Annotated in this window: 22 protein-coding genes and 1 pseudogene; 9 read left to right on the plus strand and 14 right to left on the minus strand. The window is 66.8% G+C overall.

The genetic code is table 11. The annotated features are described in order from the left end of the window. Positions 1-22: 22 nt before the first annotated feature. Entirely contained in the window at positions 23-574 is a 552-nt protein-coding gene (locus IU459_RS28815; RefSeq protein WP_195132729.1) for a dihydrofolate reductase family protein, read from the minus strand. 278 nt (positions 575-852) lie between these two features. Here IU459_RS28815 and IU459_RS28820 point away from each other — a divergent pair, with 278 nt between their 5' ends. Both IU459_RS28820 and IU459_RS28825 read left to right on the plus strand, forming a co-directional pair. Continuing rightward, entirely contained in the window at positions 853-1188 is a 336-nt protein-coding gene (locus IU459_RS28820) for a spore germination protein GerW family protein (protein ID WP_195132730.1), read from the plus strand. Between the two features lie 144 nt (positions 1189-1332). Further along, entirely contained in the window at positions 1333-2016 is a 684-nt protein-coding gene (locus IU459_RS28825; RefSeq protein ID WP_228838674.1) for a hypothetical protein, read from the plus strand. Positions 2017-2609: 593 nt separating this feature from the next. Here the strand turns inward: IU459_RS28825 and IU459_RS28830 are convergent. After that, positions 2610-2891: a hypothetical protein gene (locus tag IU459_RS28830; protein WP_228838680.1), complete on the minus strand. Its 282-nt coding sequence runs from the start codon at positions 2889-2891 to the stop codon at positions 2610-2612. Positions 2892-3306: 415 nt separating this feature from the next. On the opposite strand from IU459_RS28830, the gene IU459_RS28835 reads away from it, so the two are divergent. The 3 genes from IU459_RS28835 (at position 3307) to IU459_RS28845 (ending at position 5274) form a co-directional block, all read left to right on the plus strand. After that, positions 3307-3750, plus strand: a complete 444-nt coding sequence (locus tag IU459_RS28835) for a pyridoxamine 5'-phosphate oxidase family protein (RefSeq protein ID WP_324199068.1) — start codon at positions 3307-3309, stop codon at positions 3748-3750. A 116-nt stretch (positions 3751-3866) separates the two neighbouring features. Next, positions 3867-4115, plus strand: a complete 249-nt coding sequence (locus IU459_RS28840; RefSeq protein ID WP_195132732.1) for a hypothetical protein — start codon at positions 3867-3869, stop codon at positions 4113-4115. A gap of 130 nt (positions 4116-4245) precedes the next feature. Next, positions 4246-5274 carry an Acg family FMN-binding oxidoreductase gene (locus IU459_RS28845; protein WP_195132733.1) on the plus strand — a complete coding sequence of 343 codons (1029 nt, stop codon included), beginning with the start codon at positions 4246-4248 and terminating at the stop codon, positions 5272-5274. A 328-nt stretch (positions 5275-5602) separates the two neighbouring features. Here the strand turns inward: IU459_RS28845 and IU459_RS28850 are convergent, their stop codons facing one another. Both IU459_RS28850 and IU459_RS28855 read right to left on the minus strand, forming a co-directional pair. Further along, entirely contained in the window at positions 5603-6646 is a 1044-nt protein-coding gene (locus tag IU459_RS28850) for a nitroreductase/quinone reductase family protein (RefSeq protein ID WP_195132734.1), read from the minus strand. A 406-nt stretch (positions 6647-7052) separates the two neighbouring features. Beyond that, positions 7053-8399 (minus strand): Acg family FMN-binding oxidoreductase, encoded by a 1347-nt coding sequence (locus IU459_RS28855; protein WP_324199069.1) that lies wholly within the window; start codon positions 8397-8399, stop codon positions 7053-7055. Positions 8400-8750: 351 nt separating this feature from the next. On the opposite strand from IU459_RS28855, the gene IU459_RS28865 reads away from it, so the two are divergent. Then, on the plus strand, positions 8751-10520 hold the full coding sequence (locus IU459_RS28865) for a GAF domain-containing protein (protein WP_440446537.1): 1770 nt from the start codon (positions 8751-8753) through the stop codon (positions 10518-10520). Between the two features lie 161 nt (positions 10521-10681). On the opposite strand, the gene IU459_RS28870 is transcribed toward IU459_RS28865, so the two are convergent. The 3 genes from IU459_RS28870 to IU459_RS28880 all read right to left on the minus strand — a co-directional run bounded on the left by IU459_RS28870 (position 10682) and on the right by IU459_RS28880 (position 14591). Next, on the minus strand, positions 10682-12337 hold the full coding sequence (locus IU459_RS28870) for a SulP family inorganic anion transporter (protein ID WP_324199070.1): 1656 nt from the start codon (positions 12335-12337) through the stop codon (positions 10682-10684). Further along, entirely contained in the window at positions 12334-14136 is a 1803-nt protein-coding gene (locus tag IU459_RS28875; protein WP_440446539.1) for a phosphoenolpyruvate carboxykinase (GTP), read from the minus strand. The genes IU459_RS28870 and IU459_RS28875 overlap by 4 nt, the downstream gene beginning before the upstream one ends. Before the next feature lie 122 nt (positions 14137-14258). Further along, entirely contained in the window at positions 14259-14591 is a 333-nt protein-coding gene (locus tag IU459_RS28880; RefSeq protein WP_195132738.1) for an ArsR/SmtB family transcription factor, read from the minus strand. 374 nt (positions 14592-14965) lie between these two features. Here IU459_RS28880 and IU459_RS28885 point away from each other — a divergent pair, with 374 nt between their 5' ends. After that, positions 14966-15442, plus strand: a complete 477-nt coding sequence (locus IU459_RS28885; protein ID WP_195132739.1) for a nitroreductase/quinone reductase family protein — start codon at positions 14966-14968, stop codon at positions 15440-15442. A gap of 255 nt (positions 15443-15697) precedes the next feature. Here the strand turns inward: IU459_RS28885 and IU459_RS28890 are convergent, their stop codons facing one another. The 6 genes and pseudogenes from IU459_RS28890 to IU459_RS39820 form a co-directional block, all read right to left on the minus strand. Further along, the gene (locus IU459_RS28890) at positions 15698-15967 is read right to left on the minus strand and encodes a hypothetical protein (protein ID WP_195132740.1); all 270 of its coding nucleotides are present in this window, start codon (positions 15965-15967) and stop codon (positions 15698-15700) included. A gap of 59 nt (positions 15968-16026) precedes the next feature. Then, on the minus strand, positions 16027-16998 hold the full coding sequence (locus tag IU459_RS28895) for an Acg family FMN-binding oxidoreductase (protein WP_195132741.1): 972 nt from the start codon (positions 16996-16998) through the stop codon (positions 16027-16029). A 205-nt stretch (positions 16999-17203) separates the two neighbouring features. Then, the gene (locus tag IU459_RS28900) at positions 17204-18133 is read right to left on the minus strand and encodes a universal stress protein (protein ID WP_195132742.1); all 930 of its coding nucleotides are present in this window, start codon (positions 18131-18133) and stop codon (positions 17204-17206) included. A 369-nt stretch (positions 18134-18502) separates the two neighbouring features. After that, the gene (locus IU459_RS28905) at positions 18503-18706 is read right to left on the minus strand and encodes a hypothetical protein (RefSeq protein ID WP_195132743.1); all 204 of its coding nucleotides are present in this window, start codon (positions 18704-18706) and stop codon (positions 18503-18505) included. Positions 18707-18730: 24 nt separating this feature from the next. Next, entirely contained in the window at positions 18731-19555 is an 825-nt protein-coding gene (locus IU459_RS28910) for a ribosome hibernation promotion factor (RefSeq protein WP_228838675.1), read from the minus strand. A 340-nt stretch (positions 19556-19895) separates the two neighbouring features. Further along, positions 19896-19979: pseudogene (locus tag IU459_RS39820) on the minus strand (hypothetical protein); the annotation flags it as partial. A 237-nt stretch (positions 19980-20216) separates the two neighbouring features. Here IU459_RS39820 and IU459_RS28915 point away from each other — a divergent pair. Next, positions 20217-20819: an Rv1733c family protein gene (locus IU459_RS28915; RefSeq protein ID WP_195132744.1), complete on the plus strand. Its 603-nt coding sequence runs from the start codon at positions 20217-20219 to the stop codon at positions 20817-20819. 395 nt (positions 20820-21214) lie between these two features. After that, positions 21215-21394 (plus strand): hypothetical protein, encoded by a 180-nt coding sequence (locus IU459_RS39825; RefSeq protein ID WP_324199072.1) that lies wholly within the window; start codon positions 21215-21217, stop codon positions 21392-21394. Positions 21395-22540: 1146 nt separating this feature from the next. On the opposite strand, the gene IU459_RS28920 is transcribed toward IU459_RS39825, so the two are convergent. Next, complete coding sequence (locus tag IU459_RS28920; RefSeq protein WP_195132745.1) at positions 22541-24943, minus strand: lysylphosphatidylglycerol synthase domain-containing protein; 2403 nt, start codon at positions 24941-24943, stop codon at positions 22541-22543. Positions 24944-25041: the final 98 nt, after the last annotated feature.

Here is a 25041-nt window from a genome sequence, read left to right on the forward strand (position 1 = left end):
TGCTGCTGCGGTTGAACGGACCTCAGTCGGTGAGATAGCGCAGCATCACCGCGGTGTTGAAGTGCCTCGTCTCGGCCAATCGGAGCCGGATGCGGGTGTCCAGCGATGGGAACAGCGGTGTGCCGCCGCCGAGCACCACGGGCAAGAGGAACAGCTGGAACTCGTCGATGAGCCCGTGTGGCATCAGCGCGGCCGCGAGGCTCGCGCCACCGACCTCCATGACGCCATCGCCTCCAGCCTTGAGCCTGCGGACCTCCTCGACCGCGTTCTCGCTGATCAGCGTGCTGTTCCAGTGGACCTCGCTGAGCGTGCGGGAGAAGACGACCTTCGGCTTCTCCGTCCAGAGCCTGCCGAACTCACGTTCGATGCGCGGCGCGTCCTCGGGCACGTGCGGCCAGTACTCGGCCATCAGCTCGTACAGGCGACGGCCGTGCAGCGAGACCTCGATCTCGCGGTAGCGGTCGTTGTGGAACTGGTGCAGCTCCTCGTCTGGGTTGGTCCAGTCGATGTTGCCGTCGCGGTCGTTGATGTAGCCGTCCAGGGACACGCTGAACCCGTAGATCAGTTTCCTCATAACCGGGTAGACCTCCTACGCGCTCGAAACTCATCGGACAAAAGAGGCAGCTTCAGGAGTGTCAAAACCTTTGTGGGTAGAGCGATCGGTGGAACGCGGTGCGAGCGTGTCTGCTCGCCCGCGCGCTGAGGTGAGCCGATTCTTTTACGCGCCCGGATCCGTTGCCGTTTCTCCCACTATCAAGGGCCGATCGACTCTCTTGCGCGGCTGGCTGAAGTCGGACACTGAAGCACGACTGGATGGAAGGCCTGTCCAGGCGCGTGACGAGAGGAAGCACAATGAAGGTCGAAGACGTTCTCGCGTCGGCCAAGGATGCCATGACGGTGCAACGGGTGTATGCCGAGCCGGTCGAACAGGACGGCACCACGCTGATCGCGGCGGCCGCCGTATCAGGCGGTGGGGGCGGCGGTGGAGGCAGCGACAAAGACGGACAGGAAGGATCTGGCGTCGGATTCGGCTTGGGCGCCAAGCCGGTGGGGGTCTACGTGCTGCGGGACGGGCGAGTGAGCTGGCAGCCGGCGATCGACGTCAATCGACTGATCACTGTGGTCGGCGTCGTTGCCGTAACGGCACTCCTCGTCGGTGCGCGTATTGCGAAGCGGGTCGTCAGGTAGTCCATTCGCGAGACCTGTTCGCCAGGAGTTCCCGGAGTGCCGGGTTGCTGGCCGGCCGCGTCTCGGGACTATCGGCCCTGTCGGCGCCGGACCGCACCTGTTGAGCTGGATCCAGAAGAAAAACACCTGACGGGAGGGCACGACATGGGATGGACCCTTCCCCTGTTGGCGACGGGCGTCGCGGCCTTGGCGCTGCGGCATCGGATGTTGCACTGGGGCGCCACCCCGGCAGAGGTGGCGGGCGAGTATCCCGGTGACATGCTGGTGCCTGCTCCTACGGGCTGCTCGACCATGGCCACGACGCTCGAGGCACCCCCAGAGGAGGTCTGGCGCTGGCTGGTCCAGATGGGCGCCGACCGCGCCGGCTGGTACAGCTGGGATCGTCTGGACAACGGCGGTCGGCCGAGTTCGACGCGGGTCGTACCGGAATGGCAGGAGGTGCGTGAAGGTGACCGGGTCAACGCGACCGTCGACGGGCGCATGTATTTCACGGTGGCGATCGCCGATCGCCCGACGACCTTGGTGCTGCGCAGTGATCTCGCACTGCCCAGTGGCCGCCCCTTCGACCCGCGCGGACCCCTTCCGCGGATGTTCACCCAAGGCGTATGGGGTTTCCACCTGACCGAGCTGCCCGGCGGACGCACTCGCCTGGTCGTGCGCACCATCGGACGCGATGCGCCTCGCCCTTTGATGTCGGTCGCCGATTTTCTGTTAGGCCAGCCCGCTCACTTGATCATGCAGGCCCGGCAGTTCGCCAATCTACGCCGCCGCATCCGCGCCGACGAGAACGCTCGAACCGATCCTTCTGTACCCGATTCCACCCCGTGAGTCCGACCGCTGTCCAGAGCCCATCCGTTCATCTCGAGCGCGAAAGAGGTACTGGCCGAACGGCTGGCACGCGGTGACTTCGATGAGAACGGCTATCTGGCCGGATGCACTGTCCGCGTGCTCGGCATCGTCGACTTCGCCCTGCGCCGCGGACACGCCACGGCACGTCCCTGATCGAGGTCCGTACCCGGTGCCGGGTCGACATGGTGACCGATCGCGCCGCCGAACCCTGTCCAGCTGGCTGCGCAGCGCACGGACCGGCCACGTTGGTTCGCCAGCGATCATGTGTCATGTACGCGGCCGCCAACTCGAGAAATGGATGACCGCCGTCGAAACCGACGACATCCCCTGCAGAACAGAGCTTTTTGCGATGGTGGACATTTACCCAGTGGTTCGCTGTGCGGGCGACGGGTTCGAGGCCGCTCGCGTGATCTGGCCATCCGACTGTGTTCCGATCGATGCCAGTGAGGGTTTCGCTGCACACTTGTTGGCACCATCCACTTCAAGCCGATCCGCGAACAGGGATGCTCGGTCTCGCAGCGCCCGAAGATCGATCGGTAGTGAGGCCGCGAAACGCGGCCCCCGGGTGAACGTCAGTCGGTCGGCTGTGGTTCCTCGGACGGGGTAGGGGAGCAGCGTTGGGCGAGTCGGCGCAGGCGGAGGTGCTCGAGCCGGAGCAGTGTGACGCTGGCGACGAAGCACAGGGTGGTGGCGGTCGCGCCGAGGGCGATCCAGTCGGTGAATCCGTATCCGGCCGCGGTGAGTGTGGATGCCAGACCCACTACTCCGGCGAGGAACAGCACGATGCCGGGGATGTTGTACGGGTCGGCGAGGCTGTCGCCCGGCTTGGCGTGGTAGGGCTGGCCGGATGCCATGTCGCTCACGTGTTTCCTCCGATGTCGGTTCGAGCGGGCCGCGGCTGGACGGATGCCGCGGCCCGGTGATCACCGTGCCTGCCGGGGCAAACCCGTGAGCAGAGTCCTTCGTCCCCGGCAAGTCGGACCAAGGTCGACGGAGTCGAGGGAGGTGCCGTCGGCTGGCGGCTCGGCGCGGTGTTTCGGACGGTACGTACCCGAAGGCAATCGGATCGTGGGACTTTCGGCCCTGGTTGCCGCGGGGATCGCGCTGTTGACATTGGAGGGTGACGGTGGCGAATCACTGTCGGGAGAGAGGTTGTCGTCTTGTGAGTTCGTCGGAGTTATTGCCACCGCCGGTCGCGCTGACCGTCAATCCACATTTCGGAGACTCCAGCGGCAGAGTCGAACTCAGAAGTTGCGGGGGTGCTGTGGAGTGATCGAGCAGTCGTTGAACGGTGTTGGGGATCGCGATGTCGTCGAGCTCGATCGCGCCGAGGCGATGTGGCTGCTGGAAAGTGCGCCGCTGGGGCGGGTGGTGTTCACCCGTGATGCGTTGCCCGCGATCCGTCCGGTGAATCATCTGGTGGAGGACGGTGGGGTCATCATTGTGCGTACGCAGTTGATCTCTCGGCTTTCTTCGGCCGTGCGCGGCAATTCTCCGGTGGTGGTTGCCTATGAAGCCGACGACATCGACCCGGTACGCCGTGTCGGTTGGTCGGTCGTGGTGACGGGGTTGGCGCACACGATCACCGATCCCGACCGCATCGCCCGATATGAGCAGCTGCTGCATCCCTGGGTCGACAAGGTCATGGACACCGTGATCGCGATCGAACCAACCATCGTCACCGGTATCAGACTTGTCGAGAAGAGAAGGTAGCCAACCATCGGCTCGCGCTTCGACCCGCGGAGAAACTGCCGAACTGGCACATAGATCACCGAGCAGGGGTCCTTCGACCCTGGCGCCGGGACGAGAGGGTTACGCATGCTGAGCCGGTGACCGACGCAGCCATTCTCACCACCCATCGCAGCGACGCCGCCGAAAACCGTTGGATCGAGGTGACCGTCGACCGGCTCTGCCTCGAGTTCGGCGGTCGGGTTGCCCGGCCCTGGGTCGGCTGGGTGGTGCGGCGGTGTGTGCAGGACTTGGCCGGAAGCCCGGTCGGCGGCCTGCCCGAGCTCAGTGAACGGCTGGCGCGTCAACGTCTGCTCGATGGCAGCGACCGTGTACGGCGACAGACATGAACGCGGTTGTCTGCGAGCGGCAGAGCGCGCGCCGCGTGGGATCCGACTGGGGAAAGCAGGTGACGATCGGCCCTCGAGAAGCGACACAATGCCCACCCTCAGCAGGGATAGGCGGCGCGACACTGGAAGCATGACCGACAGCAACGCGCGTCCTGCACCGTCCGTGCCGGATCTGCCTACGGTGGTGGCGGCGGTGGAGATGGCAAGCCGCGCCCCCTCGGTGCACAACACCCAGCCGTGGCGCTGGGAGTTCGACGACGCCGAGCTTCACCTCTACCGCGACAACGACCGGCTGCTGATCTCCGCCGACCCGCACGGCCGGCAACTGGTCATCAGCTGCGGAACGGTACTGCATCATCTGCGCACCGTGCTGGCCGCCCGCGGCTGGCACACCGATACCCAGCGCGTCCCCGACCTGTCCCACCGCCCCGAGCTGCTGGCCAGCATCAAGTTCCGGGCTTGGCCCGACCCGCCCGAGGGTGTGCTGACTCGCGCGGCGGCCATCCAGCGCCGCCGCACCGACCGGCTGCCGATGAACCCGCCACACCGGTTCGGTGATCTCGTGCACACCGCACGGATGTTGACCAGTCCGCACGATGTCGAACTCGACGTCCTCGACGACAGCGCCCGCCCTCTGCTGGCCGCGGCCTCCGAACAAGCCGCCGCCGCCCGCCACTACGACATGGACTACCAAACCGAATTGCATTGGTGGACAGGGCATTCATTCACCACCGAAGGAGTGCCCCGCACAGCACTGGTATCCGACGCCGAGGCTGCGAGGGTACCCATCGCCCGCACCTTCCCATCCGCCCCGCATTCCCAGCGGCGCGGCGAACTCGATGACCAGGCGCGGCTGCTGGTGCTCAGCTCGACCGGCAATACCGTCGCGGACTGGCTGCACACCGGCGAAGCGCTCTCGGCGGTACTGCTGGAATGCACCGCCCAAGGGTTGGCGACCTGCGCGCTCACCCACATCACCGAACTGCCAGCCGCCCGCAAGGCGATCGAGAGCGTGCTCACCAGCGCTGGTGTGCCGCAGGTCATCATCCGCGTCGGCGTCGCACCCACCGAGCCCGAACCGGGCCCGCCGACACCACGGCGCCCGGTCAGCGAGATCCTCGCCGTCCGCCGCGATCCCGGCCCGCCCCAGAACGGCTGATCCGATCCGAAACCGCTTCCCAAGCGGCTGGCCACTCGTGCTGCCCGAGCGGCGAGGAACAGCGACATCGAGCGCAGCGTGGCCGGTGCGCGGATTCGAGGTGGTCAGGCCCACTTGGGGGCGAGACCGCCGACGCACCGGCCGGGAATCCTTTCGGCGAGAAGCAAGTCGGGAGTAGCCGATAAGATCGACCCAGCAGGCGCCAGAGCGATGGCCGCTATGCCGGTGTGCGGACGAATCCCGATTGGGGTAGGGGCAGGATTCCGAGACAACGCTGCCGTGGTGTCAGTTTGCCCAGCGTCGATAGCCACTCGGTCGCACAGAGCGCTCAGGAAAGCTGGGCGCGCAGCAGCCACACCAGGTATGTGCCGGTGACAGCGGCCATGACGGAGGCCATGAGTAACCCGCCGCCGATGCCGATCGCCGCGGTGAGGGCGCCGGGTTGATCGGGTTGCCACAACGGGGTGGTGAAGAGCGTGAAGACCGCCAACGCGGCGACCCAGCCCAGGGCGGTCGCCGCGACCCAGCTCCCCGCACCGGTCAGGTGGTGGCGCAGCACGAACCATTGGGCTACACCCAGCGACAGCACCATCACCACACCAGCGGCCGCCGCCGTGGGCACCACCAGCAGAGGCGGCCATCCTTTGAAGCCGTCCGAGACGACCAGCCCAACGCCGGACAACCAGGCCACCAGCGCCCCTGCCGCCGTGGCTATGATCCAGTCGCGGCGCGAAAGTCCAGGCACCACCGCGTGCAGTATGCGCGCCTGGAACCAACCCAGTACCGTGCCCTCGACGGCACCCGCCGCCAGCAGCACCGCGACGGCCACCGCCTCGACGGCCTCGCGCACCAGCACAGCAGCCATGGCGGGTACCGCGAAACCCAGCAGCTCGCCCAAGGTGACCGTCGCGAACCAGCGCCGCCACAACCGTTTGCCTGCTGCCGTGGCGGTGTGTTCCCGATTCTGGGCAGGATCCAGCTCGGTGACCACCAGCGGGTCGGTGCCCAAGGCGGGCATGCGGGGAAAACGGTGGCGGTAGATCGCCCATGCATCGGCGTACTCGCCGGTGCCCGGCTCGACCACCCGTGCGGTGCCCGTTTGCCAGCACCCGTCGATCCATATCGACACCTGCCCGGGTGTAGCGAAATTGCGCCACCACGACTTGGTTTCGGCTCGACCGACTCGCACGACCACCTGCTCACCGTGGCGGGCATACGAGACCGGCAAAGCGATCCGTCGATGCGTACGGCGGGCCTCATAGCGCAGCTCTGTCAGGCCGCGTGCCAGCCTGCGCGTGATCGGGGCATGCAAGGCCGTCAGCATCGCCGAGGCTGCCCATCCCGACGTCCGATAACCGGTGATCTCTGCCATGGTTGGTGATGATCCCGTTGTGGTCCTGGTCCACGACAGAACCGAAGGCCATCACGTCGATGGGTCCTTCGGACTCGGACCATCCGCCCGGGCGGCGGTGCTGGGCCGGGCGGAGCGGCCGTCGCGCCCGGCGCCAGTTGTGTGTGGGTGACCGGAGGGTGAGGTCGAAGGTCATTACGGCTGGGTTTCCCTGCTCCGGGCCGAGGCAGCGTGAATGGGGCACACCAGGGCGGCAGGCCGCACCGTGCGCTGTCCGGCGGAGCACTCAGGGCCGAAGCCGGTAGCGTGCACCTGTATTCGCTTCTGCGGCAAGGGCTGTGGATGACGATGCGATCGAGCTGGCGCACCTGCGCGGCGGCGATGGCGAGCACGTTGAAGCCGGAGTGGCGAGCCTGACGGGGTGGTATCAGGACTTGACGGAGGCGAGCACTTCGGCGAGTGATCGGCGGGGCGTCATCGGCGGCGGGTCAGCGCTGGTGGGCGGCTGACCGACCCGCAGGATGACTTGGGGGTGAGCGGTGTCGTCGAGGACGTCGTGTCGCAGCCGAGTGCGTAGTTCGGCGTTTTCGAGCGGGCCGGAGACCGGGCAGGTGGCCAGTCCGACATTGGTGGCGGTCAGCAGGACCGCGCTCATCGCCTCTCCTGCGCGGAGCCGCGCGAGCCGGTCATCGGTGATGGTGGCCAGGAGGAGAAGATCGGAATGGTCGGCTTCTGTTGTCGCATCGGCAAGGACCGCGGCCATCGTGGCCTCGGGGATGTCGTCACCCACCCGGGCTGCCCTGATGTGGCGTGCTGCCGCTTCCTCGATGCCGCTGCAGCCTCGGATGCCGATTGCCGGATCGCTGGCTGGGGCTCCGGATGCGGACCGCGTCGCGACGGACAGTCGGTCATCGGCGCGTTCGCGAACCGGGCGAATCAGTGCACCCAGGGCCGCGGCACGCTCGGTGAGTAGCCCGAGGTAGCCGGGCGGGATGATCCAGTTGCGGTAGTTTCTGCGGTCGCTGCGCCGCTGGGTGATCGCGGCGCTCATGGCGATGTCCTGGTTGGTGGGACGATGTGCCACTGTCGTCACCGCCGCCAGATGGTCCGGATCATCCGGATTCGGCATCCGGCGTACGATCGTCGCCCATCCCAGTGCGGCGAAGGCCACCGACAAATGGTGCAACGCGGCTCCGCAGCTGAGGAGCAGATCTCGCTGTTGGATCTCGGTCCTGGGCAGCGTTCGCGTCCGATCCAGATATAGGTGCACGCTGCCCCGGTCGATCTGCCAGCGCCACGGCTGAACGTTGTGTCTCGATGGCGCGCGCAGGGCCAGTGCCAACGCGGTTTCGACGATGCTGTCGTCCGGCAGTGCGCGGTCCATGGGTGTCGTTGCCCTTCGTGGTCGAGTGGTTCCCTCCACGATCCCTCGCCGCCGGGTAGCTGGGCAGAGCACGAGGACCCCTGATGAGCGGACTTCCGTTGCCGTCGTGGCTGGGACGTTGGCGCGCACCCGCGATCTGATGGCCCGGTACGGCGAGGACTTTCGACCATCACCGGCGATGCATGCTCGCCCACACGCCGATCCGGCTTCCCGCAGGCCGAGGCGCAGCAGTTCCACTCCCGCGCGGTGCTCGATGAGCAGTTGCGTTCCTGCCTTGGCGTCGGCGGTCGCCGCGAATTCCAGGACCACCGCCAGATGGTCGGGCAGTTCGTCGTCGCGCAGGACCAGCCCGGCGGCACGATAGATGTGTTTGAACCGCAGCAATGCCACGCCGCGCTTGCTGTGTCGCCGTAGCTGAAGTACGTCAGATACGGGCTGAATCGCTTGTGATGGTCGAAGGTGGCGACGTAGTCGGCGGCGAGGTCGACTGGATCGGTGGTTTCGGCGTGGTCGAGGAGGTCCAGTGCGGGCCATCTTGCTCCGGGACCAGGTCGCGGCCCGGCGCGACGGATCGGATGTTCGCCGGGATATCGCCGCCGGTCGGTGTGGTGGACCCACGACACGCCGGCCACCCTGCAGCAGTCAGGAGCTGCGGTCTTTGCTCGAGGATGGGCTCCGGGGTCGGTGGCGATCTTGTTTAGTGCCGGTATCGTGCTGCTGGGGCCGTCCGTGGATGCCAGAATGTCGGGTATGCAAGATCCATCGGCCGACTTCGGCCTAGACGGCAGGTCGCCGGTGATCGGGACGCTGGCCCAGTCCCGCCTGCGCGAGTTGCTGGCCGAGGTGCAGGATCGCATCGCGGAGATCGTCGGTGTGCGTGATCAGATGGATCGGCTCATCGAGGCGATGCTGGTGGTCACGGCCGGTTTGGAGCTGGACAACACGCTGCGGGCGATCGTCCATACCGCGATCGAGCTGGTCGATGCCCGCTACGGTGCGCTCGGCGTCCGGGAAACCGACAAGACCTCCAAGCAGCTGGCCGAGTTCGTGTACGAGGGCATCGACGACCGCACCCGGGTCCTGATCGGTGATCTGCCGCGCGGGCACGGTGTGCTCGGGCTGCTGTTCGAGCAACCGAAACCGATCCGGCTGGCCGATATGTCCGCGCATCCGTCGTCGGTCGGTTTCCCCGCCAATCATCCGCCGATGAAAACCTTTCTCGGGGTGCCTGTTCAGGTCCGCGACGAGATCTTCGGCAATCTGTACTTGACCGAGAAGGCCGGCGGTCAGGAGTTCACCGAGGACGACGAAGTCGTCGTGCAGGCCTTGGCGGCCGCGGCAGGCATCGCCATCGCCAATGCCCGCCTCTACGAGGAATCCCGGATCCGGCAGCAGTGGCTGGAAGCCACACAGGATGTGGCGGCGGTCGTGCTGGCCGGTGGGGAACCGACCGAAGTGCTCGAACTGATCACCGAACGCGCGCTGATGCTGACCGAGTCGGTGTGCGCCTATCTCGCCTTGCAGGAAGACCCCGAGATGCCGTCGGAGGAGGTCAGCGAGCTCGTAGTCGTCTCGGCGGCCGGAACCGACGCCGAGGAGATCCTCGGACAGCGTATTTCGCTCGACGGTTCACATACCGGTGCGGCGTTCCGCGACCAGGAAGGTAGCTCGGCCGATGAACCGAGCGGCGGCCTGAGGCTGGATTCGCCCGTGAAGTACGGTCCAGCACTGACCGCGCCGTTGCGGGCGGGCCAGTCGATCATCGGCGTCCTGACCGTCATGCGCTCGGCCGAGATGCCGGCCGTGGACGCCGCGGGCCGAACGATGATGACGGCCTTCGCCAACCAGGCCGCGCTGGCCTTGCAGCTGGCGAACAGTCAGCGCAGAATGCGCGAACTCGACGTCGTTTCCGAACGCGACCGCATTGCCCGCGACCTCCACGACCACGTCATCCAGCGGCTGTTCGCCGTTGGGCTGTCGCTGCAGGGAACGGCGCAGCGCGCCCGCGCCCCCGAGATCAAGTCGCGGCTCAGCGAGACGATCAACGACGTGCAAACCATCGTGCAGGACATCCGGCACTCGATCTTCGATCTGCATTCCAGCACCGCCGCGGAAGCCCCGGTCCTGCGCAAACGCTTGCACGCCGTGGTGGCCGAGATGACCGCGGAAACCGAGTTGCGCACCTCGATCCGCCTGGCCGGGCCGGTGTCGGTCCTGACCTCCACCATGTTCGACCACGTCGAAGCGGTGCTGCGAGAATCACTCAGCAACGTGGTTCGGCACGCGCATGCCAGTACGGTCTCGGTCAAGCTCACTATCGGCGACGACGTCGTTCTCGAGATCGCCGACAACGGTATCGGCCTACCCGAGGACCTCTCCCGTCGCAGCGGGCTGGCCAACATGGCCGCTCGAACCGAAGAGTCGGGTGGCAGCTTCAGCGCCGGGAAAGGCCCCGCCGGGGGCACGGTTGTCCGCTGGTCGGTTCCGCTGCCGCAGAGGTCGGCGCGCTGAGTCCAAGCCATCCTCGAGCGAAATCGAAACCGGACGCGACCATCGCTCGTTGCGCCGGTGTGGCGTGCTGCCTTTCGACGCGGTCGACCCTGATCTGCCTCGCGGTCAGCAGCGTTCGCTGCGCCGGATCCCTTGCAACTACCGGTCGCAGCTATTGCTGATCAGCTTGGCGAGTCGATGACGACCGGCACGAATCCGCGGGCGTGCGCGATCGCGTCCGGGGTGTGGGCGAAGATGTGCTCCTGCCCGCCCGCGGGTAGGGCGCCGATCGCGGCCAGGCGTCGGTGGTGGTCGGCACGTAGTCCGGACATGAGCACAGTGATGCCTCTGTGTTCGAGTTTGCCGATGGCGTCTTTGAGCATGAGGGCGCCAGTGGTATCGAGCGCGGTGATGTGAGACATGCGCAAGATGACCACATGCACGTCGGACACCTCGGTCAGTTCCAGGAGAAAGCGGTGTGCGGCGAAGAACAGCGGGCCGTCGATACGGTAGGCGACGATGTGGTCGTGCAGTAGGTCGTGTTCCTCTGCCAGATGATCGGTGTCGTCGGTCTGGACGCCGAGCGGAATCTGGTGCAGCCGCGTTTCTTTGGCGACCGATCGCAAAGCGAGAACGATCGCGATGCCGACGCCGACTGCGACTGCGGTCACCAGATCCAGGGCGACCGTCACAAAGAAGGTGGCGACCATGGTTGCCGCGTCCGCTGTGGATGCGCGGGCGATCGCGGCCAGTGACGCGGTTTCCACCATGCGCACGGTGGTTGCCAGCAGGACTCCGGCGAGTGCCGCCAAGGGGATACCGGCGACCAGTGGCGCGGCGAGATAGATGAGGGCGGCGAGCACCACGGCATGGGTGACAGCGGCGAGCCGGGTGCGCGCGCCGGAGCGAACATTGACCGCCGTTCGAGCGATCGCGCCGGTGGCCGGGACACCGCCGAACAGGGGTGCGGCGATGTTGGCCAGGCCCTGACCCAGCAGTTCACGGTCCGGATTGTGGCGGGTTCCCACGGCCATGGCGTCGGCGGCAGTGGCCGACAGCAGTGACTCCAAGGCCGCCAGCGCGGCGACAGCCAGGGCGGGAACGATCAGCGCGGCCAGCTGGTCTGGGTGTAGGAATCCTGCACTGGGGACCTGCAATCCGGATGGGATCGTCCCGATGGGGGTCAGGGTCAGGTCGAACACCTGCGCCGCCGCGGTGGCGGCGGCTACGGCGATCAGCGCGAACGGCAGTTTCGGCAGGTACCGGCCTCCGACCAGCACGACCGCGGCCACCGTCAGCGCGGTCGCGAGTGCCACATAGTGGGGGTGTGAAACGAATTCGCGTATCGCGTGGAAGGCTGTCTGCCATACCTTTTCGCCTTCGGTGTCGGCGATGCCGAGGGCGGCTGGAAACTGTTGCAGCGCGATGACGACCGCGATCCCGGCGGTGAACCCCTCGATCACCGGAGCCGGCATGTATCGCACGGCCCGCCCGACCCCGGCGACCGCGAGCACCACCAGCACGAGACCAGCCATCAGCCCCACGGCCAGCACCCCGCTGCCTCCGTGCTGATGGAAGATCGGTACCAGCACCACCGTCATGGCGCCGGTCGGGCCCGAGACCTGGAACCGGGATCCGCCGAACACTGCCGCCACCGCGCCGGCCACGACCGCCGTCGCCAGGCCTGCCGCGGCGCCGAGTCCGGAACTGATCCCGAATCCGAGTGCCAGCGGCAACGCGACGAGCGCGACGAGCAATCCTGATAGCAGGTCCGCACCGGGCGCGTGAACGGCGGGCTTCCAGTCCGACCAGTTCGGAAGCAATGCGCGCACGCTCACCGCGTAGCTGCCAGACGAGTCTTCAACGCCGCCAGCTGCTCTCGCAGCTGTTCGGGCAGTCGGTTGCCGCCGATGGTCGCGTACCACTCGTCGATCGACGCGACCTCGGCCACCCACTCGTCGGGGTCTACGGCCAGGGCAGCTTCGGCCCGAGCACGCTTTTCCTCATCGAAGCCGGTGAGGTCGAGCGCGTCGGTGGTGGGCACGTACCCGATCGGGGTGTCGACCGCGTCCGCGGCGCCGTCCAATCGCTCGAGGGCCCATTTCAGCACGCGGACGTTGTCACCGAAGCCGGGCCAGAGGAACGTGCCGTCGGCACTGCGGCGGAACCAGTTGACCTGGAAAATCTTCGGTAGCTTGGCGGAGTCCGCGCCGGCGCCCAGCTTCAGCCAGTGCGCGAAGTAGTCCCCGACGTGGTAGCCCAGGAACGGCAGCATTGCCATCGGATCGCGGCGCACCACGCCCACCGCGCCGGTCGCGGCCGCGGTGGTCTCCGACGACAGCACCGACGCGGTGAACACGCCGTGCGCCCAGTCGAAGGACTCGGTGATCAGGGGAATGGTGGTGGCGCGGCGGCCGCCGAAAAAGATTGCCGAGATCGGCACACCGGTCGGGTCGTTCCATTCCGGCGCGACCGACGGGCACTGCTCGATCGGCGTGCAATATCGCGAATTCGGATGCGCGGCAGGTGTTCCGGCCTCGGATGTCCAATCGTTGCCGCGCCAGTCGATCAGTTGGGTCGGCGGCTGATCGGTCAGCCCCTCCCACCAGATGTCGCCGTCGTCGGTGCGGGCTGTATTGGTGAAGACCGAGTTGCCCACATTGATGGTCGCGATCGCGTTCGGGTTCGTCTTCGCACCGGTCCCTGGCGCGACACCGAAGAACCCGGCTTCGGGGTTCACCGCATACAACCGGCCGTCGGCGCCGAACCGCATCCAGGCGATGTCGTCACCGATGGTCTCCGCGGTCCAACCGGGTAGTACCGGCTCGAGCATCGCGAGGTTCGTCTTGCCGCACGAGGACGGGAACGCCGCCGCGATGTAATGCGTCTTGCCCTGGGGGGAGGTGAGTTTCAGGATCAGCATGTGCTCGGCCAGCCACCCCTCGTCGCGTCCGAGCACCGACGCGATGCGCAACGCGAAACATTTCTTGCCCAGCAGGGCATTGCCGCCGTACCCGGAACCGTAACTCCAGATCGTGCGTGCTTCGGGAAAGTGCGAGATGTACTTGGTGTGGTCACACGGCCACGGCACGTCCTGCTGCCCGTCGGCGAGCGGGGATCCCACCGAATGCAGGCACCGCACGAACTCCGTTTCGCCGGTGAGCTTTGCCCACACCGGCGCCCCCGAGCGGGTCATGATCTGCATCGACACCGCCACATACTCCGAATCGGTGATCTGCACACCGAACTTCGGGTCCGCGGCTTCGAGCGGCCCCATGCAGAACGCGATGACATACATTGTGCGCCCGGCCATGGCGCCGCGATAGTGCTCGGTCATCACCGTTCGCATGTCCAGCGGATCCACCCAGTTGTTGGTCGGGCCCGCGTCATCTCGGTTTTCTGAGCAGATGAACGTGCGATCTTCCACCCGCGCCACATCGTCCGGATCGGAGACGCACCAGAAGGAGTTCGGCTTGGCCGTCAGCGGCACGAAGGTGCCTTTGTCGACCAGCAGACCGGTCAGCCGGTCCCACTCGGCGCGGGAACCGTCACAGAAAACGATCCGGTCGGGGGCGGTCAGCTCGGCGACCTCGGCCACCCAGGCCAGGATGGCCTCATTATCGGTCGGCGCCTGCACGGTTCCGGTGGCGGTAGTCGAGTGTTCGGTCACGACCAGTCTCTCCTTCACAAAACTACTAGGTGTTTAGTTTAGAAATTCTGCAACTACTGTCCGCATCTCGGCGGTCCTCGAACGGGGGTCTATCCGGTTTGCTGCTCCAATGCTTCGACCTGTCCGGCAACCACCCCGGTGAGGATGGCGCGCGCCGTGGCGAGGAGTTGCGCGACCTCCGGCGAGGTGAGGGCATAGGTCACCGACAGTCCCTCCCGTCGGGCGGTGACCAAGCCGGCGCGGCGGAGGATGGCCAGTTGCTGCGACAGATTCGCCGCCTCCACCTCGATCTCGTTCAGCATCTCCGACACCGCGTGCTCGCGCTCGCTGAGCAGCTCGAGCACACGGATCCGCACCGGATGACCGAGTGTCTTGAAGAAATCGGCCTTCATCTGGTACAGCGGCCTCTGCAGTCCAGGCATCAGCGCCTGCTCCCTTCCGCTGACCATCGACACCAGCAGCTTGCTGTTTGCGTAGTTTAGCAAACAGCAAAGGCGTAAGTGGACGAGGGTCCTTGCGTCGCGGAAGTCGTGGCAACTCATACGTGGCGCCAGCCGTATCGGGTGCGCCGGGATGCCGGACGGGCCGCGGTCATAGACTTCCGGCCCTGGCGCCGTCATCCATGACCGTGATGGTGTCGACAGATGAGTGCACCTGTCCGCCTTTCCCGGGGCCTTTCGTCATTTTCGTGTGGACGAGAGTCGGCAACCTGGAGTGCCCGATGCCCTACCCGGCGATCGGAGAAGTCCGTGAAATCGAGTGTGTCAGGGATACACCCGTTCTTCGAGGAGTGATCATGCGGGCATACGACAACTACTTGCGCTGGTTGTATCGCAGCGGTAGGCCGAATCTGTTCGCCCGGATTCAAAATCGGTTCTCAGCATGGTTTTTCGCGGCGGGCATCGCGCCGCGGTTGGTCGCGGCGCTGGGTGTCCGCGGGCGGCGCAGCGGGCGTGTGATCTGGTTCCCGGTGGTGATCACGGAACTCGGCGGCGGACGCTACGTGGTGTCGATGCTGGGGAAGAACACGAACTGGGTGCGCAACGTGGCCGCCGCCGAGGGCCACGCCCTGCTGCGCCACGGCGACACCGAGGCGATCCACCTCACGGAGGTCGCGCCCGGCCAGCGGGCGGCGATTCTGCGCCAGTACGTGCGCGTGGCACCCGGAGGCCGCCCGCACATCCCGGTCGGCCCGAATGCCTCACTCGCCGACTACGAGCGGATCGCCTCGGACTACCCGGTATTCCGGATCGAACCCGAGCCGGTCGGCTGAACGGGGAAACCTGCTTCCGGTAGCCGGAACGGGCATTGGGGCATGGCCGATCCGGCATGGGACTTGTCATCCAGCACTACCTTCGATCGTGCCGAAGAACCTGGTCCGGCTCGGCTTTCGACTGGGCACGTCGGTGACCAGTCCCAACTGACTGGCGATCACGGTTGCCGCGAGGTGATCAGCTCGAGGTCGGACAATGCTCGAGGTCGGACAATGGATTCGCGAGCAGGACGAGGCAGGGTCGCGCCCCGCGAATCAGGTCAGTCCCACCAGCGGCGCCAACACCGCGGCGAGTGTCGCAAGGCGCTGCCGATCGCCCGACGACAGCGGTGCAACGGCCACCGCTGTCGTCAACGTCGTCGACTCCGGCCCTACCGACGGCTGCCGGGAGGCGCCGGGCAGCGCACAAACGACAGCGGGCCGACTGCCGCCCACAGTCCGGTGACCGGTAGCAGACCGGCTACTGCGCGGACGCCAGGACTGCCGCATCTGGTAGTCCGCCGCGGTCAGATCGGCGACGGTCACGTCGCGCAGTCACGAGGGGAAATAGCAGCGGAACTGCGCCAGACCCGTCGGACGCAAAGTCACAAGGGCTGCACGACATCGTCCAGCGCGCGACGCGGAGTCATCGGAACTTGCGCGGCGCTGGTGGCCGCCCAGCCGATTCTGACTATGAGCTGCGGAAAACCACTGCCGGACAGTAGATCGGCTCGGATGAGCTCGCGAGTGCTCGGCAACTCCAGAGGCTCGGTCAGCGGGCAGGTCGCCAATCCGATCTCGGTGGCGGCCAACAGCACCGCACTGGTCGCCTCACCGGCGCGCAGCCGCGACAGCGGGTCGTCGGAGCTGGTGTGTACCAGCAAAAGGCCGCCACGAACGTCGAGGTCGTGCAGCACCGCCTCGGTCAGGGTGGGGTTGTGGAACTCGCGGGTCAGCGGATCGGCGGCGGTGACAGTACTGCGCGCGGGTACTCCTTCTTCGGCGGCATGACGCCCGCTCCAGGCGGCGAGCTCGGCCTGATACGCAGGATCTGCGTGATGCTGCCGCGCGGCGTCCTGGAAGGCCCGCACGAGCCGGATCCGTGTGGGGCCACCGGGGATCTCGCTGATCATCGCCCCCTCGGCAGTGCCGGCAGCGGTGATCTCGGTGAGCAGAGCCTCTGGGATCTCCCATGAGGTGACGCGACGGCGATCCGTGCGTCGCTGGCTGATGGCGCGCGCAGCGGCGACGAAGTCGGCGGTCGGGGTGGTCGAGGAGAACTCGATCGCCGCGAGATGCTCCGGGTCGGCCGGATTCGGGAGCCTGTGCACCACGGTGTCCCACCCGAACGACCGCGCCGCCACCCGGAAGTGATGCAGTGCGGCGCCGCAGCTGATCAGCAGATCGCGGCGGTCCGGGTCCGCGTGCGGCAGCCGGCGACTGTCGTCGGCGTACAGGTGCACGGTGGTGTCGCCGACCCGCCATTGCCACGGCTGGGTGTTGTGCACCGACGGCGCGCGCACGGCCAGCGCCAACGCGGCCCGCACGCTGTCGGCATCAGGGTGCCTTTTGGCCATTGCTCCTACCTCGTTCTCGACAACTGTGTCTTGTCGCCAGCGTCGCATTCGGTGACAGTGCCGACGAAGAGGCCAATGGCCACAAGTCGAGGGCCCAGCGACCCCTTGGCGGATCAGGATGCCGATCGGTGTCCTCCCAGCCACCGGACTGCTACCACGTGGACGTGGTGGCTCGGCGCGCGGGCGCGTCACATGCGGAGGGGCCTCATGCCGGAGGACGTTCGCGGTCTCGCACGACGATCATCGGACACTGCGCCGAATGCAGCAGCTTGTTGCTGGTCGAGCCGAGCAGCATGCTGGCGAACCCGCCGCGGCCGTGGCTGCCGACCACCAGCAGCTGCGCGTGCTCCGATTCGTCGAGCAGCGCGCGAGCCGGGCGGTCGACCTTGACGACGCGCCGGACCGGCACATCCGGGTACCGCTCCTGATAGCCGGCCAGCTGTTCGGCCAGCAACACCTGCTCGGACTCCAACATCGCATCCCAGTCGGCCATCGGTATATCGAGTCCGGTGACATCGCTCCAGGTATGCACCGCGGTCAGGCCGACCTTGCGCAGCGAGGCCTCTTCGAAGGCGAGTTCGATGGCGGGGACACTGTTGTCGCTGCCATCGACACCGACAACTACGGGCTGGTCGGTCCATTCCGGGGTGATGCCGGAGATGTCGTGGATGACCGCGACCGGACAATGGGCATGCCGGGTCACCGCGGTGCTGACCGAGCCGAGCATCCCGCGCTGGAACGCGCCGATGCCCCGGCTGCCGACCACCAGCATCTTCACCTGGTGCGAACGGTCGATCAGCGTGGGAATGAGGAAGTCGAAGGACACCTCGGTGGTGAGCACGAGTTCCGCACCGGGCACGGCCTCACGCGCGATCCGGCTGGCTTCGGTGAGGATCCGTTCGCCATCGCGACGCATCCACTCCATGTCCGCGTCGCTCAGTGTCATGCCGGGACCGAAACCGCCGGGCAGCGCCATCGAGGTGAGAATGTGCAGTTGCCGGCGGCGCAGGACAGCCTCGACCGCTGCCCAGGCCACAGCGTGATAGGAGATCGCCGACCCGTCGACAGCCGCGATCATCTGCGGGACGGACTGCGAGGCAGTCGAATCGGCCATGGCTTTGCCTTTCGTTGTCATCGGATTCTCCATCGAGCATCTCTGCCGCATCGTGTGCGTGGCAGGGACGAAAGTCCCTCGATGGGTAGGCGGCGGACCTCGATTGAGCCACCGCAGGAAACCCGCCGACTTGCTGCACCGTCTCCCGCGGCGTCATGCACCTCGCAGCGCGATCCGTATTGCCGGATTCCCCGAACTTCACGCCGAGTCAGCCGCCCGCCTGCGGCTGGTTGCTACAGCGGTGCAGGCGGCGGGCCGACCGAGACGATCCCCCCGGTCCGGCTGCCATGATCCGATCCACGGTGCCCGAGCACGCGGTGTATCCGTGGTATCGGTAGCGGCGCGCCGAGGGGTCGTCACTACAGGTGGAAAACCAAGTGACAGAGCGCGTCACCGGGCTTGTGCGTCGGGTTGGGTGATGCACTCCGCGGCTCGGCGTCCGGTGTCGCCACCGAACAGAACCAGCAACAGGAGCGGGCAGGCCAGGACGACCTGGAGCAACAGGAGGGTGAAGGCCGGCAGGCCGATCAAGACGAGTGCGGTGACGAGGACGGCTAGCGCGAGCACATACAGGGGTGCGTGGCGGATATTCACGATGTTCCCTCGAGGGTCGAATTCTCACCGCCGCGTCGGCGGTGTGATCAGGCCGTAGTCGCCGTCGTAGCGGCGGTAGAGGACGCTGCCCCGTTTCGACGCCTTGTCACGGAAGAAGACGAACGGCAGACCGGTCAGCTCGAGTCGCGTGATGGCGTCCTGGATGTCCAAAACCGGTGCCGGGGTCGGACTCATGGTGAACGACACGACGCCGCGGGTGACGGCTTCGGGACGCGGAGCCACTTGCGCGAGACGGTAACCGACGTCGCCGATACGGTAGAGCACGCTGTCGACGTCGGTGCCGGATTCGGTGAACAGGTGGAAGTCGTAGTCCATGGTCTCCATGTCGAAGACGGCCTCGTCGCAGGTTTCACCGACCAGCGCATACGATTTGCGCCGGACGATCCGCCGCTGCTCGGCCGCGTCGAGAACGTGGGGTAACGAGGCACGCGCAAGGTCGCCGTGGCGCCAGTGCTGTGGACGCAGGCCGGGCCGTCCGCCGCGCACCGCTTGCCAGTGCCGCGCCAACCGCTCCAGGCGCGTCTTCAACCGGGCTGCGAGCAGGTCGATCGCTTCCCTGGTGGTCGCCGCGGCGACCTGGACGCGCACCGCACGACCGTTCACGTTCACGTTCGCCTGCGCGACGATAGGACGTGCCACCGCCGGGTCGGCGTGCCCCCTGACCCGGACCCGCGCTCCGAGCAGCGGCTCTGACGCGTGATCCAAAGCGGGGCCGACCTTCTGCCGCACGTAGTCGGCCGCCGCGGCGGAGACATGGTGCCCGATCGATATCTGTAGTGCGGAATCCGTCATCCGTAGTGTCGAATCCGTCGCGGTGCCTTTGCTCATGCGATCGACTCTCGCACCGCTCGCGACGGTGCGGAGAGGGCCGAAGGTCCTGTCGCGCTCCGCAATGGACCACTGCGGTGAGTCCGACTCACAAGCCCGTCCGCGTACACCAATATCGCTGTCACCTGCCATTTCCGCGACGGCACCGAGACAGATGCCAGGACGTCGGCACACAGCCTCGGGAGTGCGTTCACTGGCACGGCATCTGCTTGCTGGGCATCTTGGTTTCGAAATACTGCTGCGGACTTCTCGATTCGAGAAACAGGTGCAGCCACCCGAAGCCGAGATCATCGCGACTTCGACCTCGACCGCGGCTCGTGCATGGATCCCGTTCGGCGCGTCATTCCACGGACTTGACCGCAATCCGCCTTTCCTGCGGCGAAGCAGCCTCGGCCGCCGGAACCGTCACAGTGAGGATCCCCTTGTCGTAGGTGGCGGCTCAGTGCGCAGCCGAGCGAGGGCCTGCCGAGCGTGATCTTCGAGATCATCGACAGGGCATCGGCGGTTCGGAGGCGTTTCGGCCGGCCGAACGGGGCCGGTTGGCTCGTTGGCAGGAGACCTTTGTCTCTGCTGTTCGACTCGCACACACGAGATCCTCGACCCAACGAATCGAACACACTTCGGCCGAAGCGTGGGCACCGTCCGGAAGAGGGTGATCAAGGTGTCCGAATATCCATCATTGCCCGTCCGATTGTGGCGCATGTGTCCGTGGCGCACCAACCCGCTGATCCGTGCGTCGGACCGGATACAGGCGCTGGTCGGGATGTTCGCGATCGCGGTGGTGCTGCTCGCGGTGCCGCTCGCGGGAGCGGCGGGTACCGCGAGTTACACCGACGCCGTGGCGCGCATCCGCGTCGAGAACGCGGCCAAGGCCGAGGCGATGGCGACGGTCACGGCGAAGCCGGAGCGGACGGTGATCGCCACCCGCCAGCACGGGCTGACCAAAGAGCGATACGAAGCCGCGGTCCGGTGGAATCACGACGGGAGATCCGGAACCGCGGTCGTCGAGGTTCCGAGCGGATCGGCACTCGGCGCGGAGGTGCCGATCTGGCTCGGACCAGACGGGCAACCAACCACCGCGCCGAAGCGTTCCGGTGCCGCGGTCGGCGAGGGGGTCAGCGCCGGTCTTGCCCTGCTCGCCGGTGCGTGGGGAGGCGCACTGCTCCTGGCCTGGGGTGTCGGCAGGCTGCTCGACACCCGCCGCGGCGCGTCCTGGGATCGGGAATGGCGCCGAATCGGTCGCCCGCTCGGGCAGGACTGGTAGTTCCATACGGGGCCTGGCCCGCCCGCACCGATCGCTGCGCACACCGAGCCGTGCAGCTGGCCGGGAAGGTCGTGACAATCGGCGCCCAGGTATGCGCTTCGCAGTGGTGACCAGACCTGTCAACGGCACGCCAATTGGCGTGATGTTGACACCCCGTGCTACCGAGACCTTGGGAGGGGCTTTTGCCGACTATCCCTGGTTACGTCATGTGGTGGCATCCGAACGAGTGAGCGCGATGCAGCGGCTGTTGGTGGGACACGTCGGGTTGAAACACGGTCGGGTCTGGGTCGCCGACGATGGTGACGCGGTGGCGGTGTGGACGCATCCCGACACGGACGGGGCTGCGGCTATCGGCGCAAGGCAAGGGTTTTGGTAAAGCCATCGTATTGCCCGGCATGCAAGCCGCCGAGCAGGCCGGTGTCCCTGCGTTTCTGGAAACCTCGGATGAGCGCAACCTACGGTTCTACCGGCGGCTCGGCTTCGAAGTGACTGCCGAGGTGGCCGCGACGCACGGGCACCTGACCTTGTACCGCGTGCGTGTCTGTGGTCATGAAGCCCCAACCTTCGGGAGGTAGCCGGGTTCAAGAATGAGTCGGCGGAATATGGAAGCGCTCGTGATTGTGGAAGCGGCCGTGGTCATGAATGCAACTGGGGTCACTGACGCGCAACCCGTCACGCGCGCGCGTCTTCTCGTCGATGCAGAAGCCGTCATCCCGAGTCGGCGGTGCCTCGGCAGTCGCCGTCACCGCGCTCGGCGCCCCGATCGCCGCGGCAATCAGCGCTACAACCAGGGTGCGGCGTACCGGCGCGGCAGTCGCGGGAATTGTTCGCCTCATTGGGTTCCTTCCGTTGCGGGATCTCACACCGTTCTATCAGCGCACGCAGCATGGCAACACCCGCCGATTCCAGGGGCGACTCGACGATCATCGACCGCGGCCCCTTCCTCATCGACCGGTCAGATCCCGGTCCAGTACGGCGAGTTGGGCTCGCACCTGTGCCTACAGCGACGAATCTCGTTCCAGCGAAGCAAGATAGGCCGCCCACGTCGCGGCCGTCTACGGAGGCTATCCACCAGCCGAGGATGGCCGGGTCTCGAGATTTGAGGACGGCGGCGCGCAAGCGAGCACGGAGGCATCCGCGGACTCAGACGACGTCGGGTGCGCGGGAGGTGGGCAGGAGTTGGTCTCGGTAGCGGCTGATGGCCGCGGCCTGGGCCGCGACTTAGACGCTGTCACTGCGGGTTTGACGCTGCCCTGGAGCAGCGGGCCGGTCGAGGGACACGTCAACGGATCAAGATGATCAAACGCCAGATGTTCGGCCAGCAAAGCCGAATCTACTCGCGGAAGCGAATCCTGTTGAGCGACTGAGCAAATTCGACCGCCAGTATCACGAGAATTGTGCCTGATCCAGTATTCACGTGCTGCCGACAAGACCTTCGGATTCGCCGGCACGTGTGGGGTGCTTGTGCCGAGTTCAAGTGCAGGTCCCGATCGGTTCGCTGGATGCCGGCGAAAATCTCGATCCACGGCGCCTGGGGATGCATCGGCACCTGTGCTGTGCGGCCGGCCGAGCTTCACGCCGAGGTCACCGACCTGGGCAGCGCCCAACAGCAACGCCGAAGACGGTGTAACCAGGTGCGTTCGTCCAGTCGTGGCGATGCACGTGTTGCCTGATGACGCCAATGGTGTCGAGCACTGTGATGCCCCGCCGGTGTGCCGACGTCACAGAGTGTGCTGACGCTGCAGGATGTGGAAGGAGAAGAAGCCGACAGCGGCTGGAAGCCAGAACGTCGCCAGCCGGTAGGCCAGCACCCCCGCGACGGCGGGTGTACCGGGTACGCCACCGACCATGAGCCCGGCGACCAGGGATGCCTCGACGACGCCCAGGCCGGCGGGAGTCGGGCTCGCCGCACCGAGAGCTTGGCCACCGAGAAACACCGCGGCGACCAGGGCGGCTGATGGAATCCCGCCGAAGGCGTGTACCGAAAAGCCCAGCGCCGCGATGTAGGCGATGTTGGCGCCGACTTGTCCGCCGAGAAGGAGAGCCGCGCGTTTCGGCGTGCGGAGGATTCCCGTCATCGCGTGGGCGGTGCCGCGGACCTCGGCGAGCCAGTCCGGACGGCGCAGCAGTACCGCGATGGCGATACCGACCGCGGTCATCACGGCGACGAATCCTATGAGCAGGCTCCAACGGCTGGGCAGTGCCGAGGACAGCAACAACCGAGAGCTGCCGAGCCACACTCCTACACCGGCCAGTTCGAGGATATGCAGCGCCGCGCCCGAGGTCACCGTCAGCGCGATGACGGCGATTGCGGTGGTCCGCGGCAGTCCGCAGCGCTCGAGGTAGCGTTCGTTGACGGCGGTTCCGCCGAGGCCGTAAGGCGCCAAACGGTTTGCGAAAGAGGTCGCCAGCTGGACGTTCATGGTGCGGCCGAAGGCGAGGGGGCGGGGGCTGGCACCCATCAACGTCAGCGCCGCCGCGGCATAGGTCGCCGCCGACATCGCGAGTGCGCCCGCGAGCCACTGCCACCGGGCGTCGTCCAAGGTGGTGACCAGTTGGCCGAGCTGACCGATCTGTGGCAGCAGCACATAGGTCGCGAACACGGTGGCCGCGATCCAGCCCAGAGTGCGCCAGCGAAACCGCAGCAGTACCTCCGGCCGGGCGGGTTCGGCGTCGATGGCGTCGCCGACCGCAGCGCGCAGCTCGTCGAGCAGGCCACGGCGATGCCGTGCGGCGCTGCGGGTCGCCGATGCCAACGCAAGCGGTTGCAGCAACGGCGCAGCACCTTTCAACGCGTCCGGGCCGAGAATCCGGTGCGCGGTCGCTACCGCACGCTCGGTGCCGACCTTCAGGCTCATCGATACCAGCATCTCGGCGACATCGGCGTCGAGCCGGTGGTCGGATGCGGCGGATTCGCCGAAACCGAAGTCGACGATCCATGGCGTTGCGTGCTCGTCGAGCAGGATGTTGGCCAGACGCAGATCGCGATGTGCGATGCGAGCGGCCCGCAGCCGCGCGATCTGGGTCCAGACTTCGCACAGCACCTCGTCGGAGACGGGCTCCGGCCAGCGCGCGAGATCCCGCCCGGGAATGCGGGTTTCGGCGAGCCAGGCGTCACCGTTGTCGGCTACACCGACCGAGACCACCGTCGGTGTGCGCACACCGGCCCGCTGGGCCAGCAGGGCAATGAACGCCTCGTGCTCGGCCTCTTGTTTCGGCGTCCCGAACGGCGATTCGTCTTCTACTTCGCGAAAAACGAGATGGCGGAACAACTTGAACAATAGATCGGAATTGCGTTCGTGGTACCCGATCACTTTCACGAACAGCTCGGTGCACGCTCCGGAAATATCCGCGGTGACCAGGAAAGGCCGCGAACCACGCGCGTCCAGCACAGCAGGCTCCACCCGGATCGAGGTCCACCCGGCCCCGGCGAGCGCCGCGCGGAGTGCGGAAGCGTCGGCGCGATATACCGGGGCACCCCAGATCAGGTGCAGCGCCGCGGCAATCGTCCAGCCCAGAGCCGCGCCGCCGACGACATCGAGCACCAGATGCGCACCGACGAAGACCCGAGCCGCGGCCACCGATCCTGCGGTCGTCCAGGCGACTCGCCGCCACGGACGCGGCAACCATGGTGCGGCCGCAGCCGCCATTGCGGCGGCGACCGCCGCGTGTCCCGAGACGAAGCCGAGTCCGCCCTGATAGGTCCGCAGAATCAACTCGTTCAGCAGTACATCCGGGCGTGCCCGTCCCACTAGGGATTTCACCCCGAGGGCGAGCAGGTAGGCGAGTACGCCCGCCGCCGCGACGTCGCGGGCCAGCCCGAAGCGCTTGGTGACCAGCGCCAGACCGGCGACGACGGCGACGGCGCCGATGGCGCCGAGCTGCATCACCACCAGCACGACCGGCGCCACCCAGGACGGCAGGTCGTTGATCACCCGGAACAGGTCCACCTCGAGCCGGGGAACCTCGGTGCGGCGGGCCACCAGCGCCGAAACGCCGAGAACCGCGAGCCCCAGCACGAGCCGGACCACATCACCGGCGTGCCGCCCGAGCACGAGCGGATACGTCTGTTCACCGGCAGTGCCGGTTACGGGTGCCGAATCCCGGACTGCCTCGGTGGTCATCGCCCTCTTCTTTCGCTGTGGCCTCCATGGCGGAGGATCCGTGCGAAAACCGTGCCAGGCAGCCTTGCCCGAGCGGGAGGGGACATCGGCCCCAGTTC

The organism is Nocardia amamiensis, assembly GCF_015477605.1.
Taxonomy (GTDB): Bacteria; Actinomycetota; Actinomycetes; order Mycobacteriales; family Mycobacteriaceae; genus Nocardia; species Nocardia amamiensis_A.

What these genes read in the sequence shown, in the direction of transcription:
- IU459_RS28830 (WP_228838680.1), bottom strand. Translation starts at nt 2,891, where the DNA reads ATGGCATCCGGCCAGCCCTACCACGCCAAGCCGGGCGACAGCCTCGCC.
- IU459_RS28880 (WP_195132738.1), bottom strand. Translation starts at nt 14,591, where the DNA reads ATGCCTGGACTGCAGAGGCCGCTGTACCAGATGAAGGCCGATTTCTTC.
- IU459_RS28825 (WP_228838674.1), top strand. Translation starts at nt 1,333, where the DNA reads ATGGGATGGACCCTTCCCCTGTTGGCGACGGGCGTCGCGGCCTTGGCG.
- IU459_RS39825 (WP_324199072.1), top strand. Translation starts at nt 21,215, where the DNA reads ATGCAAGCCGCCGAGCAGGCCGGTGTCCCTGCGTTTCTGGAAACCTCG.
- IU459_RS28850 (WP_195132734.1), bottom strand. Translation starts at nt 6,646, where the DNA reads ATGGCAGAGATCACCGGTTATCGGACGTCGGGATGGGCAGCCTCGGCG.
- IU459_RS28895 (WP_195132741.1), bottom strand. Translation starts at nt 16,998, where the DNA reads ATGGCCAAAAGGCACCCTGATGCCGACAGCGTGCGGGCCGCGTTGGCG.
- IU459_RS28920 (WP_195132745.1), bottom strand. Translation starts at nt 24,943, where the DNA reads ATGACCACCGAGGCAGTCCGGGATTCGGCACCCGTAACCGGCACTGCC.
- IU459_RS28865 (WP_440446537.1), top strand. Translation starts at nt 8,751, where the DNA reads ATGTCGGGTATGCAAGATCCATCGGCCGACTTCGGCCTAGACGGCAGG.
- IU459_RS28910 (WP_228838675.1), bottom strand. Translation starts at nt 19,555, where the DNA reads ATGAGCAAAGGCACCGCGACGGATTCGACACTACGGATGACGGATTCC.
- IU459_RS28845 (WP_195132733.1), top strand. Translation starts at nt 4,246, where the DNA reads ATGACCGACAGCAACGCGCGTCCTGCACCGTCCGTGCCGGATCTGCCT.
- IU459_RS28885 (WP_195132739.1), top strand. Translation starts at nt 14,966, where the DNA reads ATGCGGGCATACGACAACTACTTGCGCTGGTTGTATCGCAGCGGTAGG.
- IU459_RS28815 (WP_195132729.1), bottom strand. Translation starts at nt 574, where the DNA reads ATGAGGAAACTGATCTACGGGTTCAGCGTGTCCCTGGACGGCTACATC.
- IU459_RS28900 (WP_195132742.1), bottom strand. Translation starts at nt 18,133, where the DNA reads ATGACAACGAAAGGCAAAGCCATGGCCGATTCGACTGCCTCGCAGTCC.
- IU459_RS28820 (WP_195132730.1), top strand. Translation starts at nt 853, where the DNA reads ATGAAGGTCGAAGACGTTCTCGCGTCGGCCAAGGATGCCATGACGGTG.